This window comes from Streptomyces sp. NPDC002773, assembly GCF_040295605.1.
In the GTDB taxonomy this organism is placed as follows: Bacteria; Actinomycetota; Actinomycetes; order Streptomycetales; family Streptomycetaceae; genus Streptomyces.
Genome location: NZ_JBEOVO010000003.1, coordinates 280,175 through 295,806, shown reverse-complemented (window position 1 = coordinate 295,806; position 15,632 = coordinate 280,175). Strand labels below are relative to the sequence as shown.

General features: G+C 72.8%; 14 protein-coding genes. All 14 read right to left on the bottom strand.

Annotated features, from left to right (window positions below; all coding sequences use genetic code 11):
* Positions 1–6: 6 nt before the first annotated feature.
* Positions 7–681 carry a phosphorylase family protein gene (locus ABT034_RS06565; protein WP_351211897.1) on the bottom strand — a complete coding sequence of 225 codons (675 nt, stop codon included), beginning with the start codon at positions 679–681 and terminating at the stop codon, positions 7–9.
* Entirely contained in the window at positions 681–2,666 is a 1,986-nt protein-coding gene (shc, locus tag ABT034_RS06560; RefSeq protein WP_351211895.1) for a squalene--hopene cyclase, read from the bottom strand. Before shc ends, ABT034_RS06565 begins: the two co-directional genes overlap by 1 nt.
* A 105-nt stretch (positions 2,667–2,771) precedes the next feature.
* A complete protein-coding gene (locus ABT034_RS06555) occupies positions 2,772–3,872 on the bottom strand; it encodes a polyprenyl synthetase family protein (RefSeq protein WP_351211893.1) in 1,101 nt (366 codons plus the stop codon).
* Positions 3,869–5,269 carry a hydroxysqualene dehydroxylase HpnE gene (gene hpnE / locus ABT034_RS06550; RefSeq protein ID WP_351211891.1) on the bottom strand — a complete coding sequence of 467 codons (1,401 nt, stop codon included), beginning with the start codon at positions 5,267–5,269 and terminating at the stop codon, positions 3,869–3,871. Before hpnE ends, ABT034_RS06555 begins: the two co-directional genes overlap by 4 nt.
* Positions 5,270–5,351: 82 nt before the next feature.
* The gene (hpnD, locus tag ABT034_RS06545; protein WP_351211889.1) at positions 5,352–6,302 is read right to left on the bottom strand and encodes a presqualene diphosphate synthase HpnD; all 951 of its coding nucleotides are present in this window, start codon (positions 6,300–6,302) and stop codon (positions 5,352–5,354) included.
* Positions 6,299–7,210 carry a squalene synthase HpnC gene (hpnC, locus tag ABT034_RS06540; RefSeq protein WP_351211887.1) on the bottom strand — a complete coding sequence of 304 codons (912 nt, stop codon included), beginning with the start codon at positions 7,208–7,210 and terminating at the stop codon, positions 6,299–6,301. The genes hpnD and hpnC overlap by 4 nt, the downstream gene beginning before the upstream one ends.
* Before the next feature lie 313 nt (positions 7,211–7,523).
* Positions 7,524–8,171, bottom strand: coding sequence for a TetR/AcrR family transcriptional regulator (locus ABT034_RS06535; protein ID WP_351211885.1), 648 nt, complete (start codon positions 8,169–8,171; stop codon positions 7,524–7,526).
* 113 nt (positions 8,172–8,284) lie between these two features.
* Entirely contained in the window at positions 8,285–9,070 is a 786-nt protein-coding gene (locus tag ABT034_RS06530; protein ID WP_351211883.1) for an ABC transporter ATP-binding protein, read from the bottom strand.
* Positions 9,063–9,992 carry an ABC transporter permease gene (locus tag ABT034_RS06525; protein WP_351211881.1) on the bottom strand — a complete coding sequence of 310 codons (930 nt, stop codon included), beginning with the start codon at positions 9,990–9,992 and terminating at the stop codon, positions 9,063–9,065. Before ABT034_RS06525 ends, ABT034_RS06530 begins: the two co-directional genes overlap by 8 nt.
* Before the next feature lie 48 nt (positions 9,993–10,040).
* On the bottom strand, positions 10,041–10,886 hold the full coding sequence (locus ABT034_RS06520; protein ID WP_351212079.1) for a glycosyltransferase family 2 protein: 846 nt from the start codon (positions 10,884–10,886) through the stop codon (positions 10,041–10,043).
* Between the two features lie 47 nt (positions 10,887–10,933).
* Positions 10,934–11,713 (bottom strand): CDP-alcohol phosphatidyltransferase family protein, encoded by a 780-nt coding sequence (locus tag ABT034_RS06515; protein ID WP_351211879.1) that lies wholly within the window; start codon positions 11,711–11,713, stop codon positions 10,934–10,936.
* Positions 11,691–12,752: an iron-containing alcohol dehydrogenase family protein gene (locus ABT034_RS06510; protein WP_351211877.1), complete on the bottom strand. Its 1,062-nt coding sequence runs from the start codon at positions 12,750–12,752 to the stop codon at positions 11,691–11,693. The genes ABT034_RS06515 and ABT034_RS06510 overlap by 23 nt, the downstream gene beginning before the upstream one ends.
* Positions 12,740–13,477 carry a phosphocholine cytidylyltransferase family protein gene (locus tag ABT034_RS06505; RefSeq protein WP_351211875.1) on the bottom strand — a complete coding sequence of 246 codons (738 nt, stop codon included), beginning with the start codon at positions 13,475–13,477 and terminating at the stop codon, positions 12,740–12,742. The genes ABT034_RS06510 and ABT034_RS06505 overlap by 13 nt, the downstream gene beginning before the upstream one ends.
* Complete coding sequence (locus ABT034_RS06500) at positions 13,474–15,255, bottom strand: DUF5941 domain-containing protein (RefSeq protein WP_351212077.1); 1,782 nt, start codon at positions 15,253–15,255, stop codon at positions 13,474–13,476. The genes ABT034_RS06505 and ABT034_RS06500 overlap by 4 nt, the downstream gene beginning before the upstream one ends.
* Positions 15,256–15,632: the final 377 nt, after the last annotated feature.

The window sequence follows — 15,632 nt, the reverse complement described above, 5'->3', positions numbered from 1 at the left end:
ACTCGTTCACCTCCTGGGGAGCAGCAAAGAACGGTGCCATTCGAAGAAAGCGGGAAGGACGGCACGAAGAACACGGAAGGCCGATATTCCCCCGCGTACCGTGCCGATCCGGACCAGTTCATGTTCTGGAGCGTCCACGACCACCCGGACGGCCGCAACCGGGCGGGCGTCCGGCCCCTCGCCGACGCCCGCGAAGGCTCCCCGGGCCGTCCGGAGCGTCGCGGCGGACTCCATGTCGACGGCGATCGCGCCGGTGGCCCGCAGCGCGGCGCGCTCGGGGCCGCGCACCACGTGGTCGGAGCCGGTCAGCGGCCCGGTGTGCACGGCCCGCCCCGGAACCGCCCTGACCAGGGCCTTCACCAGGAGCTCGGTCCCGGTGCAGACGGTCGTGCCGTCGGGGCCGCGGGTCTCGTCGGCGACGATCAGGTCCCCCGGGTGCATGCCGGGGGCGAGCCCCGCGCAGAAACCGGAGGCGATGACGGCGGCGTCCCGCCACCGCTCCTCGCCGAGTGCCCCGGAGACCGCCCGGCGGGCCCGGTCGGGACCCATGCCCGTACGGAGCACGGTGACGGGTCCCGGGGCGCCGCCGCGGTCCCCGCTGCGCAGGGCGAGCTGCTCGATGCCCAGCGCGCAGGCGATGAGCAGCGGTGGTGGGGCGCCGGGGCCCGGCTCGCGCCCCATCAGCGTCCCTTGCCGGGTGCCGGCTCCCCGTACACGTAGCGTCCGAGCGCCGTGAGGGGGAACACCTGCCGGTAGAGGTGGTAGTTGATGGAGAAGTCCCAGGGGAACCCGGTGCCGGTGAAGTACGGCTCGTCCCAGGAGCCGTCCTCGCGCTGGGTCTCCGCGAGCCAGGCGACTCCCCGCCGTACCGGCGCGGAGTCACGTTCGCCCGCGGCGAGCAGGGCGATCAGCGCCCAGGCGGTCTGGGAGGCGGTGGAGGCGCCGCGCCCGATCCACTGCGGGTCCGAGTAGGAGCGGAGGTCCTCGCCCCAGCCGCCGTCCTCGTTCTGGGTGGAGCCGAGCCAGTCGACGGCCCGGCGGATCGCGGGGTGGGAGACGGGCAGCCCGGCCGCGGTGAGCGCGGGGAGCACCGAACCGGTGCCGTACACGTGGTTGACGCCCCAGCGGCCGAACCAGGCGCCGTTCGGCTCCTGTGCGGCGAGCAGCCACTCGATGCCGTCGCGGGTCCGGGGGTCCTGGGCGAGTCCCTCGTACGCCAGCATCTCCACCACGTGGGCGGTGACGTCGGCGGAGGGCGGGTCGATCACCTCGCCGAAGTCGCAGAAGGGCAGTTTGTTGGGGAAGGCGCTGGTGTTGTCGGCGTCGAACGCGCCCCAGGCGCCGCCGCGCGACTGCATGCCGAGCGTCCAGCGCGTGCCCCGGGCGACGGCCGCCTCCACCCGGGCGGGCTCGGGGTGTCTGACCCGGCGCAGGGCGAGCACCACCTCGGCGGTGTCGTCGATGTCGGGGTAGTTGTCGTTGTGGAACTCGAACGCCCAGCCGCCCGGGGGAAGTTGGGGACGCCGTACGGCCCAGTCCCCGGTCCGGGTGATCTCCTCGTCGAGCATCCAGTCGACGGCCTTCACGAGGGCGGGGTGGTCCGGCGGGAGCCCCGCGTCCGCGAGGGCGATCGTGGCGAGGCAGGTGTCCCAGACGGGCGACTGGCAGGCCTCGACCATCCGGGAGCCGTCCTCGCGCCACACCGCGAACCGGTCGAGCGACTCGAGGCCGGCCCGCATGACGGGGTGCTGGAGGTCGTAGCCGAGGAGGTGGAGGGCGATCACCGAGTAGACGGCGGGGGGCTGGATGCCGCCCCAGCAGCCGTCGTTCTCCTGCCGCTCGACGATCCAGCGCGCGGCGAGGTTCATGGCGGTCCTGCGCAGGGCGCGCGGCGCGACCCGGTGGTAGACGTGCAGCGCCTTGTCGAGCCGCTGGAAGATCCCGTCCCAGCCGGTCGCCGGGGCGAGGGGCCGGGGCGGGTTCGGCCGGGCCGGGTCGGTGTGCAGCTCGTCGAGGGGGAAGGGCGCGGGGCGGACCGGGCGCTTCGCGGAGACGACGGTGAGCGGCACGATCGTCTGCCGGGCCCAGCAGCCGAAGTCGTAGATGTTGAGCGGGAACCACTTCGGCAGGAAGAGCAGTTCCGGGGGCAGCTCGGGCAGGTCCTCCCAGCGCCACCAGCCGAAGAGGGCGAGCCAGATCCGGGTGAAGACCCGGGCGGCGGCGATCCCGCCCCTGGCCCGGACCCAGGCGGCGGCGCGTGCCATGTGCGGGGCCTCGGGCGGGTCTCCGGCGAGCCGGAGGGCCACATAGGCCTCGACGGTGGCGGAGACCTCGCCGGGTCCGCCGTAGAAGGTGGCCCAGGCGCCGTCCTCGCGCTGCTCGCGGCGAATGTGGAGGGCCGCGGCGCGGGCGGTGTCGGCGTCGAGGACGCCCAGGAACTGGCGGAGGAGGAGGTCCTCGGCGTCCATGGTGACGTTGGTCTCCAGGTCGCCCTTCCACCAGCCCTCGGGGTCCTGCCGGGCGAGCAGGTGCTCGACGGCCCGTTCCGCGGCCCGTGCGGCGGCTTCGTCGAGGTCAGGAGCTGAGGCGTCGGTGTGGTGCGTGGTGCTGGCCGCGGCCGCCCGGGGGCCCACGGCCCCGGCGTTCCCGTCGGTCGTCGCTGTCATGGCTTCCCCTTTGGCAGTAGGTTCATCTGCTTCTACGGGTCTGCCGTCGGCCGGCGCCGAAAGGCACCGGCCGGCGACCGCGCACTCATATCAGGGTGATGGTGATCATCTCTTCCGTACGACCACGAAGTCGGCGAGCGCGGTGAGCTGCGCCCGGACGCGGGCGGGCATGTCCACCTCGTCCAGGGCCTCGATCGCGACGGCGTGCTGCCTGCGGGCCTCCTGGGAGGTCCACTCGCGTCCGCCGGCCTCCTCGATGAGGGCCGCCCGGTAGGCGAACTCCTCCTCGGAGAAGGTGTCGAAGTCGTTGGACTTGGCGTCGGCGGCGAGCAGTTCGCCGAGCCGCTCGGAGGCCTCGCCGCCGGCGGCGAGGGCGGCGACGACCGGCAGGGACTTCTTGCGCTGGCGCAGGTCGCTCCAGGTCTGCTTGCCGGTGGCCTCCGGGTCGCCCCAGATGCCGAGGAGGTCGTCGACGGCCTGGAAGGCGAGGCCGAGGTGGTAGCCGTACTCCTCCAGCTTGTCGGCGGTGCGGTCGTCGGCGCCGCCGAGCACGGCGCCGATGGAGACGGCGCAGGCGAGCAGGGCGCCCGTCTTGTTGCCCTCCATCTCCAGGCACTCCTCGACGGTGACCCGCTCGCGGTGCTCGTACGAGATGTCCTGGGCCTGCCCGTCGATGAGCTTGCGGGAGGCCGTGGTGAGCCGGCGGGTGGCCCGGCCTGCCTCGACGGTGCCCAGTTCGAGGAGCAGCTCGTTGGCGAGGGCGAACAGGGCGTCGCCGACGAGGATGGCCTGCGCGGGGCCGTGCACCTTCCACACGGTGTCGCGGTGGCGGCGCTGCTCGTCGCCGTCCATCAGGTCGTCGTGGAGCAGCGAGAAGTTGTGGACGAGTTCCACGGCGACGGCGCCGGGGATCCCGACCTCGGGCGCGGCGCCCGCGGCCTCGGCCGACAGCAGGGCGAGCGCGGGGCGTACGGCCTTGCCGCCGTCGCCGTCGGCGGGGTTGCCCTGCGCGTCGATCCAGCCGAAGTGGTAAGCGGCCACGGTGTCCATGGGCGGCGCGAGGCGGTCGACGGCCGCCCGCAGTACGGGGGTGGACAGGGTCCGCCCCCGCTCCAGCAGTGCGGACACGTCCGCGGTGTCGACGGCCGGATTACCCGGCGGCACAGTCGGCACGGTCTCTCCTCTTGTTCCGGTACTCACACTCATGCCGCCTCCTGCAGCGGATGGTCATGGCGGCGGCCGAGGGCGGAGAGCGCGGCGCCCGCCGCGCTGAATCCGCTGCGGACGGCACCCTCCATGGTCGCGGGCCAGCCGGTGGCGGTCCAGGCTCCGGCCAGGTAGAGGCCCGGGGCCCGGGTGCGGGCGCCGGGGCGGAGCCGGCCGACGCCCGGGGTGGGGGCGAACGTGGCCGTCCGCTCCCTGGTGACGAAGAAGTCGCGGATCCCGGCGCCGCGGGCGGCGGGCAGCAGCCGCTCGAGCTCGGGGAGGTACTTCGCGCGCAGGGCGGCGACGGGTTCGTCGATCTCGTCCTGGGCGGCGGACTGGGAGACGGCGAGGTACTGGCCCCCGCCGGTGAGCCCCGAGGAGTCGGTGCGGTCGAAGACCCACTGCACCGGGGAGCCGAGCGTGGTGAAGAAGGGCTGCTTGAGGACCTTGCGGTCGTAGACGACGTGCAGGTTGAGGATGGGCGCGACGGTGATGTCGAGGAGCCGGTCGGGGTCGTCGAGGGCGCCGTCGGGCAGCAGGCCGTGGGTTTCCTGCTGGGGTACGGCGAGGACGACGGCGTCCGCCGTGAGCGTCTCGCCGGGTACGTCGACGGCCCAGCGGCCGTCGTCCGTACGGGAGATCCGCTCGGCCTTGGTGCGGAGCAGGGTGCGGACGCCGAGGGCGTCGAGCTCCTTCGCGGCGCGGGTGTCGTGGAGTTCGCCGAGGGGGACGTGGGCCCAGCCGATGTCGGCGGCGCCGGGCTCGGTGAGGAGCGCGGTCTTGAAGACCATCGCGGCCAGTCCCATGGAGGCCTCGGGGGCGGGGGCGTTGAGGGTGGGGATGCCGATCAGGTCCCAGAGGGCCTCGACGGCCCGGGGGGACTGTCCGTGCCGGCCGAGCCAGGTGCCGAAGTCGATGCCGTCGAGCGCGGGGTCGGCGGGGTCGAGCTTCTTCAGGGCGAGCGCGGCCCGGCCGACGGAGGCACGTTCGGCGAGGGAGAGGTGCGGGTACATGGCGAGGGTCCGCGCGAGGTGCAGCGGTACGGGGAGGTTGTCGCGGCTGATCCGGCCGAGCCTCGGTCCGCGGGGGTGGCCGACGTCGAGGACGGGGACGTCGAGGCGGTCCTGGAGCGGCGCGAGCCGGGCGCCGTCGATCCGGTCGAGGAACCAGCGGTACGCGGTGCAGCACCGCAGGTAGACGTGCTGGCCGTTGTCGACGGTGAGGTCGCCGCGGCGGAAGGAGAAGGCGAGGCCGCCGAGCCGGGGGCGGCCTTCGAGGAGGGTGACGCCGGTGCCCGCCTCGGCGAGCCGGAGCGCGGCGGTGATCCCGGCGAGCCCGCCGCCGACGACGACGGCGTGGGGCTGCCGGGCGTTCTGCTCGGTTCCGTCGTGGGTCACGCGGCCTCCGCTCGGGTCGTCTCGGGCAGGGACGCCGGAACGGCGCCCGGGGTTGCCCGGCGCTCGGTGGCGTACGGGCTCATCAGGCTCGCCCCCTGACGGTACGGCGGGCGATGTGGCGGGTGTCGAGGCCGGAGAGGCCGCGGACGGCGACGTACGCCTTCTCGCGGCCCGGCAGCGAGACCCGGCCGCGCAGCACGGCGCCGGGGTCGCGTTCGATCCGGTCGAGGAGGCGGCGGTAGATGCCGGCCATGGCGGCGACGCAGGCGCCGCTGCGCCGGTCGAGCATGGGCAGCAGCCGGTAGCCCTCGGCGAACAGGGCGCGGGCGCGCCGTACTTCGAAGTGGACGAGGCCGGCGAAGTCCGCGCCGGGGGGCGGGGTGTCGCTCCCGAAGCCGTCCCCGCAGCCGAACTTGGCGAGGTCGTCGGCGGGCAGATAGGTCCGCCCGTTGGCCGCGTCCTCGCGTACGTCCCTGAGGATGTTGGTGAGTTGCAGCGCGAGGCCCAGGGTGTCGGCGTACTCGGGAGCCCGGTCGGCGCCCGCGGCGCCGGGCTGGGTGCCGAAGACGCCGAGGGAGAGCCGGCCGATCGCCCCGGCGACGCAGCGGCAGTAGACCTTGAGGTCGTCCCAGGTCTCGAAGGTCGCGCCGTGCACGTCCATGAGGACGCCGTCGATGAGTTCGTCGAGGCCGTCGAGCGGGAGCGGGAAGCGGCGGGCGGAGTCGGCGAGGGCGACGGCGACGGGGTCGGTGTCGTCCTCGTCGACCTCGCCGGCGCGGACCCGGCCGAGCAGGGCGCGGGTGGCCTCCAGGCGTTCCCGCTTGACCTCGGACGCGAGGGTGCCGTCGCCGATGTCGTCGACGCGCCGGGAGAAGGCGTAGAGGGCGGACATGGCCTGGCGCTTCTCGGTCGGCAGCAGCCGGATCCCGTAGGCGAAGTTGCGTGCCTGCTGTCCGGTGACCGCCTCGCAGTAGCTGTAGGCGGCCTGTACCGGTGCGGACGGCTGGGGCTGTGCCTCCACGGTCGCGCTCACCCCTCTCTCCGCGCCCGGAGCAGTACCGCTCCCACCTGGCGCATCAGGCTCGGCTTGGTGGATTTCGGTGCGCCGCTCAGTACGTCGAACCCGGCGTCGGTGACCGCGTCGAGCGCGGCGAGTCCCCCGGCGGTGAATCCCGCGAGGAGGAGGCGGAGCCGGCCGTGGACGCTGCCGACGAGCGGGGTGCCCGCGTGGAGCAGTCCGCGGGCCCGCTCGGCCTCGAAGGCGACCAGGGCGCGCACGGCGGCGCCGGCGGTGGGGCGGGCGAGGTCGGCCTCGGTGACGTGGAACCGCTTGAGGTCCTCGGCGGGGAGGTAGATCCGGTCGGCGCGGAGGTCCTCCGCGACGTCCTGGAGGTGCTCGACGATCTGGAGGGCGGTGCAGATCTCGTCGGAGCGGCGGATCCGCTCGGGGGTGTCGGTGCCGGTGATCGCGAGGACGAGGCGGCCGACGGGGTTGGCGGAGAGCTCGCAGTACGCGAGGAGGTCGTCGTACGTCTCGTAGCGCGTGACGAGCTGGTCCTGGCGGTTGGCCGCGATCAGCCCGAGGAAGGGCTCGGGGGTGAGCCGGTGGCGCTGGACGGTCGGCCGGAGGGCCCGCAGCAGGGGGTGGCGGGGGGCGCCGTCGAAGACGCGGCGGAGGTCGGCCTCGAAGGCGTCGAGGAGCGCGAGCCGGTCCTCGGCGGCCTCGGGGTCGAGGCCGAGGTGGCGGGCGTCGGCGCCGCCGGGGGCGAGGTCGCCGTCACCGATGTCGTCGACGAGGCGGGCGAAGCCGTAGACGGCCATCAGGTCGTCGCGCCAGGCCCGGGGCAGGAAGAAGGGGGCCACGGGGAAGTTCTCGTCCGCGGCCTTGCCGAGTGTGGCGCGTGAGGAGGCGTCGGGGCGCCCCTGCCGCGTGTCCGTCACAGGTCACTGCCCGACGGAGGGACGGCGACACCCTCGTGGAGCTGGAGATTCTGCGTCATGGCCGTCACGTCTCCCGTTCTACACTGCCGATCCAATCCATCCTATTTCGGACACGCCGCCGACCCCTGCCCATAGGGCCGCCGCCCGGAGGCCCGATGGTCGTGGGGTATCGCCCTACTTGCCGCGAAACAGACCGCTCCAGCTTACGTTGCACAGCGGCTGCCGCAGTTCCGGGGTGGCCCGCGCCGGGAAGCTCACCCGTACGGGTCGTCAACCCACCCGTACCGCAAGGGAGTTCGGTGGGGAGTACGACTCAGAGGGCACGTGCGCCGGAGACCACCATGGCGAGGGTCGTCTCGACGACGGCGTTCCTGCGCTGCGCGGGAAGGCGGCGGAGAGGGCCGTCGACCAGGAGAAGTGACAGTCCGTGCACGGCCGACCATGCTGCGGCGCCACTGGCGGCTCGTGCGCCCTGCCGGGCGGCGCCGCGCCGGGTGAGCGCGTCGAGCGCCTCCCCGAGCAGGGTGAACGCACGGATCTCGGGCTCGGCGGGCGGCCGCTCCGCCGCAGGTCGGCCCGCCTCGGCCTGCCTGGGGACGCAGAACGCGGCCCGGTAGAGGCCGGGCTGCTCCACGGCGAAGCCGACGTATCCGCGGCAGAGGGCGGCGACCCGGCGTTCGGCCGCGAGGGCGGGGTCGTCGGCGCCGGGCTCGCCGGCGGCGGCCCGCTCCATCGAGTCGGCGAGCTCCCGCCGGGCGTGCGTCCTGACGGCGCGGAGGAGTTCGCCGCGTCCGTCGAAGTGCCGGTAGGCGGCGGTGGGCGAGACACCCACCCGGCGGGCCGCCTCGCGCAGGACGACCCGCTCGGGGCCTCCTTCGGTGGCGAGATCGACGGCCGCGCAGATCAGCGCGTTGCGCAGATCGCCGTGGTGGTAGGTCTTTCCCCCCGAGATCGCTGCCATGGGCTCATCCTGCCCGATGTTGACCGCATGAACATTCCAGGTGGTGGCGCGACGCGCGGAAAGCGGAACCGCCCCCACCGAAAAAGGGCGGGGGCGGCGCGGAAGGACTCGGGTCAGCGGGCGGTCTCGCGCTCGTACGCCTTGAGGACCTCGTCCGTGGGGCCGTCCATCAGGAGCTGCCCCTTCTCCAGCCAGAGCACCCGGTCGCAGGTGTCCCGGATGGACTTGTTGCTGTGGCTCACCAGGAAGACCGTGCCGGCCTCCTTGCGGAGCTCGCGGATGCGCTCCTCGGAGCGGATCTGGAACTTGCGGTCACCGGTCGCCAGCGCCTCGTCGATGAGGAGGACGTCGTGGTTCTTGGCCGCCGCGATGGCGAAGCGGAGCCGGGCGCCCATGCCGGAGGAGTACGTGCGCATGGGCAGGCTGATGAAGTCGCCCTTCTCGTTGATGCCGGAGAAGTCGACGATCCCCTCGTACCGCTCGCGGACCTCCTCGCGGCTCATGCCCATGGCGAGGCCGCCCAGGATCACGTTGCGCTCACCGGTGAGGTCGTTCATGAGGGCCGCGTTGACGCCCAGGAGCGAGGGCTGCCCGTCGGTGTAGACCATGCCGCTCTCGGTGGGCAGCAGACCGGCGACGGCGCGCAGCAGCGTCGACTTGCCGGAGCCGTTGGAGCCGATGAGGCCGATGGCCTCGCCCCGGTAGGCGGTGAAGGTGACGCCGCGGACGGCGTGGACCTTGCGGACGCCCCGGGAGACCTCGGCCTTGCCGCGGCCGAGGATCCGGCTGAGCGCCGCGGTGGCGCTGCCCTTGCCTCCGCCACCGGTGTTGACCCGGTAGACGATGTGGACGTCGTCGCAGATGACGGTGGGGACGTTGCCTTCGTCGATGTCAGCCACGGCCGTACCTCTCCTCGGCCTTCCAGAAGTAGACGAAGCCGCCGATGCCGACGACCAGCGCCCACGCGAGGGCGGTCATCCAGACGTGGTCCGGCAGGTTGCTCGCGCTGTAGCCGTCGATGAGGGCGAAGCGGATCAGGTCCATGTAGACCGAGGCCGGGTTGTACATGAGGACGTCGGCGATCCAGGCCGGCTTGTCGGCGAGCATCACCGGGATCGAGAACATGACGCCGGACGCGTACATCCAGGTCCGCATGATGAACGGCATCAGCTGGGCGAGGTCGGGCGTCTTGGAGCCCATCCTGGCCACGATCATCGCGAGGCCCACGTTGAACACGAAGTGCAGGAAGAGCGCCGGGATCACCAGCAGCCACCGGAGGGAGGGGTAGCTGCCGAAGGCGATCACGATCGCCACGAGGACGATCATCGAGAACAGCAGCTGCTGGAGCTGCTGGAGGGAGAAGGAGATGGGGAGGCTGGCCCGCGGGAAGTGCAGGGCCCTGACGAGGCCGAGGTTCCCCGAGATCGCCCGGACGCCGGCCATGACCGAGCTCTGGGTGAAGGTGAACACGAAGATGCCGGTGACCAGGAAGGGGATGTAGACGTCCTCGGACATCCCCTGTCCCGCGCCCAGGATGAGCCCGAAGATCAGGTAGTAGACCAGGGCGTTGAGCAGCGGGGTCGCCACCTGCCACACCTGGCCCAGCTTGGCCTGGCTGTACTGGGCGGTCAGCTTGGCCGAGGAGAAGGCCAGGATGAAGTGGCGGCGGCTCCACAGTTCACGGACGTACTCGAACAGTCCGGGCCGGGCGCCGCTGACGGAGAGGCCGTACTTCGCGGCCAGCGCGGCCGGGGCCAGGCCCTCGTCGACGGACGGGGGCGCGCTCGTCGCGACCGCCCCGCCCTGGTGTGTGTCACTCACAGTCGAAACTTTCGTGTTCAAGATGCGCGGCACGTCGGTACCACGATGTCAGACGACCGGGGGGCGACCCAGCCGGGTCAGCCGCCACACCGTACGCCACCTCATGGGGCGGCGCGGTCCGCAGGGGGTCGTCCAGCCCTCGCGGAAGCCGCCGCACCACGCCTTCAGCGCGGAGAGGGAGGGCCGCCGGGCCAGGGTGAGCAGAAGCCAGACGCCGAGATAGACCGGCACCAGGGGCGCGGGCAGATTGCGACGTGCCAGCCACACTCGGTTGCGGGCCACGTTGAAGTGGTACGAGGCGTGCCGGGACGGGGCTGTGGTGGGGTGCAGCAGCACCATGTCGGAACGGTAGTCGATCATCCAGTCGGCGTCGAGCGCGCGCCAGGCGAGGTCGGTCTCCTCGTGCGCGTAGAAGAACTCGCCCGGGAGCGCGCCGACTTCGGCGAAGACCTTGGTGCGGACCGCGTTGGCGCCACCGAGGAAGGTGGTGACCCGCGAGGAGCGCATCGGGTCGGAGGCGCGCAGGCGCGGCACGTGCCGGCGCTGGGTGGTCCCGGTCTCCGGGTCGGCGATGCGGAAGGTGATGATGCCGAGGCGCGGGTCGGCGGTGAAGGCCTGCCGGACCAGTTCGGCGGTGTCCGTGTGCGCGAGGAGTCCGTCGTCGTCGAGGAACAGCAGGACGTCGACGTCGGTGCCGCCGGGGCCGAAGGCCTCGATGCCGATGTTCCGGCCGGCCGGGATGCCCACGTTCTCCGGCAGGTCGACGGTCCGCACCCAGTCGGGCAGCCCGGTGACCGGGGTGCCCTGTCCGACGACGACGACCTCGACCCGGTCGCCGTCCTGCGCGGCGACCGAGTCGATCAGCGCGCGCAGGTCGTCGGGGCGGTTGCCCATCGTGATGACGACGGCTCCCACCGTGAGCGGCGCACCGGGGGACGGCCTCACTTCAGCCTGCTGGAGACCATGATCGACACCAGGTGGAGCACGGTCTGGAGCAACGCGATGCCGGCGAGGACGGCGACGCCGACCCGGGAGAAGAACAGATCGCCGCGGACGTGGTCCACGATCGCCAGGGCCACGATGAGGAGCGAGGCCTCGATGCCGAGGACGAGCCGGTGGAACTTGAGCGCCGCGGCGGCCCTGCGGGCCAGCGCCATGCCGGAGGAACGCGGCTCGGACGCCGCCTCCTTGACCGGCGGCAGTCCGCCCTGGTGGCGGGCGACGCCGACGAGGTCGGTCTCGGCCTTGATCAGGATGGCGCCGAGGGCGGCGAGCGTGCCGAGGAAGGCCCACAGCCAGTCGATCCGGCCCGTGCCCCACAGGTCGGCGGCGCGCAGGCCGAAGCCGACGAGCACGGCCGCGTCGCACAGGTAGGCGCCGACCCGGTCCAGGTACACCCCGCCGAGCGAGAACTGCTTCTTCCAGCGGGCCACCTCGCCGTCGACGCAGTCGAGCAGCAGGTAGAGCTGGACCATGAGCGCGCCGAGGAGCGCCCCCGGGATCCCCGGCACGAGCAGCGCGGGGGCCGCGAGGACGCCCGCGAGGGTCATGACGTAGGTGAGCTGGTTCGGTGTGACCCGGGTGCCGACGAGGTGGCGGGTGATCCGGAGCGAGATCTCCCGCATGTACAGACGGCCGCCCCAGTGCTCACCGCTGCGCCGGTCCTTCACGCCCGGGGGGTGGACGACCGGTCGGAGCTCAGCTACCGATGGCTTTTGCATAGTCGGCGTACGCGTCCCTGATCTGGTCGTCGGACAGGTCGAGGTGTTCGAGGATGGTGAAGCGACCCGGCCGGGTCTGCGGGGCGAAGGACACCGCCTGCACGAACTCGTCCACGGTGAAGCCCATCTCCTCCGGTCGGACGGGCAGCCCGTGCCGGCGGAGGGTCTCGACCATCTGCGCGGATCCCTCGAGGGCGCCGCGCAGGTGCATGGCGAAGGCCGCTCCGAGGCCGCACTGCTCGCCGTGGCTGGCGGCGCGGGCCGGGAAGAGCAGGTCGAAGGCGTGGCTGATCTCGTGGCAGGCGCCCGAGGAGGGGCGGCTGTCCCCGCTGATCGACATGGCGATGCCGGACATCACCAGGCCCTCGGAGAGGGAGACGAGGAAGTCGTCGTCGCCGACGCCGCCGGGGTGGCGGAGCACGGCCTCGCCGGCGCTGCGGGCCATGGCGGCCGCGAGGCCGTCGACGGGCTCGCCGTTGACCTGGTGGGAGAGCTCCCAGTCCGCGATGGCGGAGATGTTGGAGATGGCGTCGCCGATGCCGGAGCGGACGAAGCGGACCGGCGCCTCCCTGATCACGTCCAGGTCGATGACGAGGGCGATCGGGGTGGGGACACCGTAGGAGCCCCGGCCGTTGTCGTTGTCCAGGGTCGAGATCGGGGAGCAGATCCCGTCGTGCGACAGGTTGGTGGCGATGGCCACCAGCGGCAGCCCGACCCGGGCCGCCGCGTACTTGGTCACGTCGATGATCTTGCCGCCGCCGAGGGCGACCACAGCGTCGTACCGCTTGCCGCGCATGGCGTCGGCGAGCTTCACGGCCTCGTCGATGGTGCCGCCCGCCACCGGGTACCAGTCGGCACCCGGCAGCTCGGCGGCGAACTGCTCACGCAGCTTGAGGCCCGAGCCGCCGCTGATGGCGACGGCGATCTTGCCGTTGCTGGAGATCCGCTGGTCCGCGAGGAGCGCGGACAGGTCGTCCAGCGCTCCCCTGCGGATGTCGACGACGACCGGCGAGGGGATCAGCCGAGTCAGTACTGGCACGCGATCTCACGGCCCTTCGCGAGGTCGTCGTGGTTGTCGATCTCGACCCACTTGACGTCGCCGATGGGGGCCACGTCGATGGTGAAGCCGTCGTCGACGAGCTTCTGGTAGCCGTCCTCGTAGTAGAGGTCCGGGTCGCGCTCGAAGGTCGCCTTGAGGGCGTCGGCGAGCGCCTCTGCGGCCTCGGCCTCGATGAGCGTGACGCCGATGTACTCGCCGGTCGCGGTGGCCGGGTCCATGAGCTTGGTGATGCGCTGGACGCCCTTGCCCTCGGCGGTGATGACCTTCATCTCCTCGTCGGCGAGGTTCTTCACCGTGTCGAGGGCGAGGATGATCTTCTGGCCGTTGCCGCGGGCGGCGAGCAGGGTCTCCTCGACGGAGACCGGGTGGACGGTGTCGCCGTTGGCGAGGATCACACCGCGCTTGAGGACGTCACGGGCGCACCACAGGGAGTAGGCGTTGTTCCACTCCTCGGCCTTGTCGTTGTCGACGAGGGTGATCGTGAGGCCGTACTTCGCCTCCAGGGCCTCCTTGCGGGCGTAGACGGCCTCCTTGCGGTAGCCGACGACGATCGCGACCTCGGTGAGGCCGATCTCGGCGAAGTTCTTCAGCGTCCCGTCGAGGATCGTGGTCTCGCCGTCGACCGGCACGAGGGCCTTCGGAAGGGTGTCGGTGTAGGGGCGCAGACGCCGTCCGGCACCGGCTGCGAGTACGAGGCCGATCATGCTGTTTCTCCTTCGTCGTGAACGGCGGGTGCTCCGGAGGAGACCCAGAAGCGGATGGACTCCACGAGCACCACGAGCGCGACGGCTGCCGCGAGAGCGGTCAGTGCCAGGGTGAAGTCGTCACCGCGGTCCGCCAGGAGGGCGGCGAGGACGGTCACCAGGAGCGTGCGCCCCTCGTGTCCGCCGGTGACGCGCACCAACCACGCGGGCGGCGCGCCGGTGCCGCCGCGGATGCGGTACACCGTGTCGTAGTGATGGTAGGCGACCGCCGCGACCAGGCCGAACGCCGCGGGAAGGGCTCCCGGGGCGTCGGAGCGGGCGGCGAGGACGAGGACGGTGGTGTACTCGGCGGCGCGGAAGAGCGGCGGTACGAGCCAGTCCAGGGAGCCCTTGAGGGGGCGGGCGACGGCCGCGCCGGCGAGTACCACGTACAGGACCGCGACGACGACGGTCTGCCGGTCCCCGAAGGGGCGGGCGAGGACGCCGGCGAGCAGTGCGCCGGTCGCGATCACGGCGAGGACGACGCCGGGGGCGAGCGGGCCGGTGCGGCGGAGAGAGCGGGCGACGACGCCGGCGAGCGGGCCGGAGTCCGCGAGGTCGGCGAGGGCCTGGGCGGCGCGGTCGGTGCGCTTCGCCTTGCGGGTGAGGGAGCGCAGGACGCGGCCCGCCGTGGTGTAGCAGGCGCCGAAGGCGCAGCCGATGATCAGCGCCCAGAAGACGATCCGGGGGCTGGTGACGGCGGTGAGGACGGCGATCATCGCCCAGCGCTCGCCGATCGGCAGGATGATCATGCGGCGGGCCCAGACGGTCCAGCCGAGGCTGTCGAGCCGGTCGGAGAGGGCCGCGGTGGGGCTGGTGTTGGCCGTGGCGTCGTGATTGGCCTCGTTGAACGAGAAGTCCACGACGTGCCGGCAGGTCATCAGCACCATCGCGCCGAGCGCCAGGGCCCAGACGTCGTCGCCGTTGCGGGCCGCGCCGAGGGCGAGGCCCGCGTAGAAGGCGTACTCCTTGGCGCGGTCGAAGGTGGCGTCGAGCCAGGCGCCCATCGTCGAGTACTTCAGCGCGTACCGGGCGAGCTGCCCGTCGGTGCAGTCCAGGACGAAGGAGACGAGGAGGAGGACGCCGGCGGCGACGTAGCCGCCGCGCTCGCCGGTCGCCGCGCAGCCGGCCGCGATCAGGGCGGTGAGCAGCGAGGCGGTGGTGACCTGGTTGGGGGTCAGTCCGCGGCGCGCGCACCAGCGGGCGATGTAGCGCGAGTACGGGCTGATGAAGAAGGTGGTGAAGAAGCCGTCGTGGGCCTTCACGGCCGAGCGGAGGCGTACGGCCTCGTCGTCGACCGCGTCCACGGCGGCGCGTGCCTCGTGGCGGGCCTCCGGATCGGCGGGGACGGTGGCGACGAGGGTGCCGAGCTGGGGCCGGTGCACGGCGACGCCGTCGGCGTCGAGGGCGTCGGCGACCGTGCCGGGGAGGTCGCCGGTGGCCGGGGCGTCCTTCAGCGCGCGGGCCAGCGCGGGGCGGGCCCCGCTCTGCGCGGTGAGGGCGCCGGGTACGGCGGCCGCCGGGAACCGGGGGTCGGTGAGGGCGAGGCGCAGCGCGTGCAGGTGGCCGACGAACCGGGGGTCGACGAGCGCGACGCGCTCGCCCGCCGGGACGGCGGCCAGCACGGCGGCGGCCTCGTCGGCGCCGGATGCTGCCCTGACGTCGAAACCGAGCGACCGCAGATCACCGTCGAGCGAGGATCCGGGTGCCGGCGGGCCGGTGAGGATGGCGGTCGACAGACGAACTCACTCCTTGGAGCTGACGGAGGGGCCGGCGGGGCCCATGGCGCCCCGGGCGCGGCGGTGCGGCCCGGCACCGGGCGGCGGCACGTCGGCTGAGGCTATCGGATGAACAGAGCGCGAGTTCACCGAGGCTTCGCGGGCAGGACTCCCCCGGGCCCACCCGTGTCCTCGTGGGTGAGCCGCGCCCTGCGGAGATCATCATGGGCGATCGGCGGCCCGCCCCACAACCGGCGGCCCGCCCCGCGAACCGCGGTCGGGCGCCGCCGCGTGGACCCTGAGCGCCGGGTTCGGGCCACGGCCGGACAGCCTGACATCATCGCAGGTCAGAGCATATGACAACGGTGTTCAGTACCGTGTTGCACATACCCCCCACC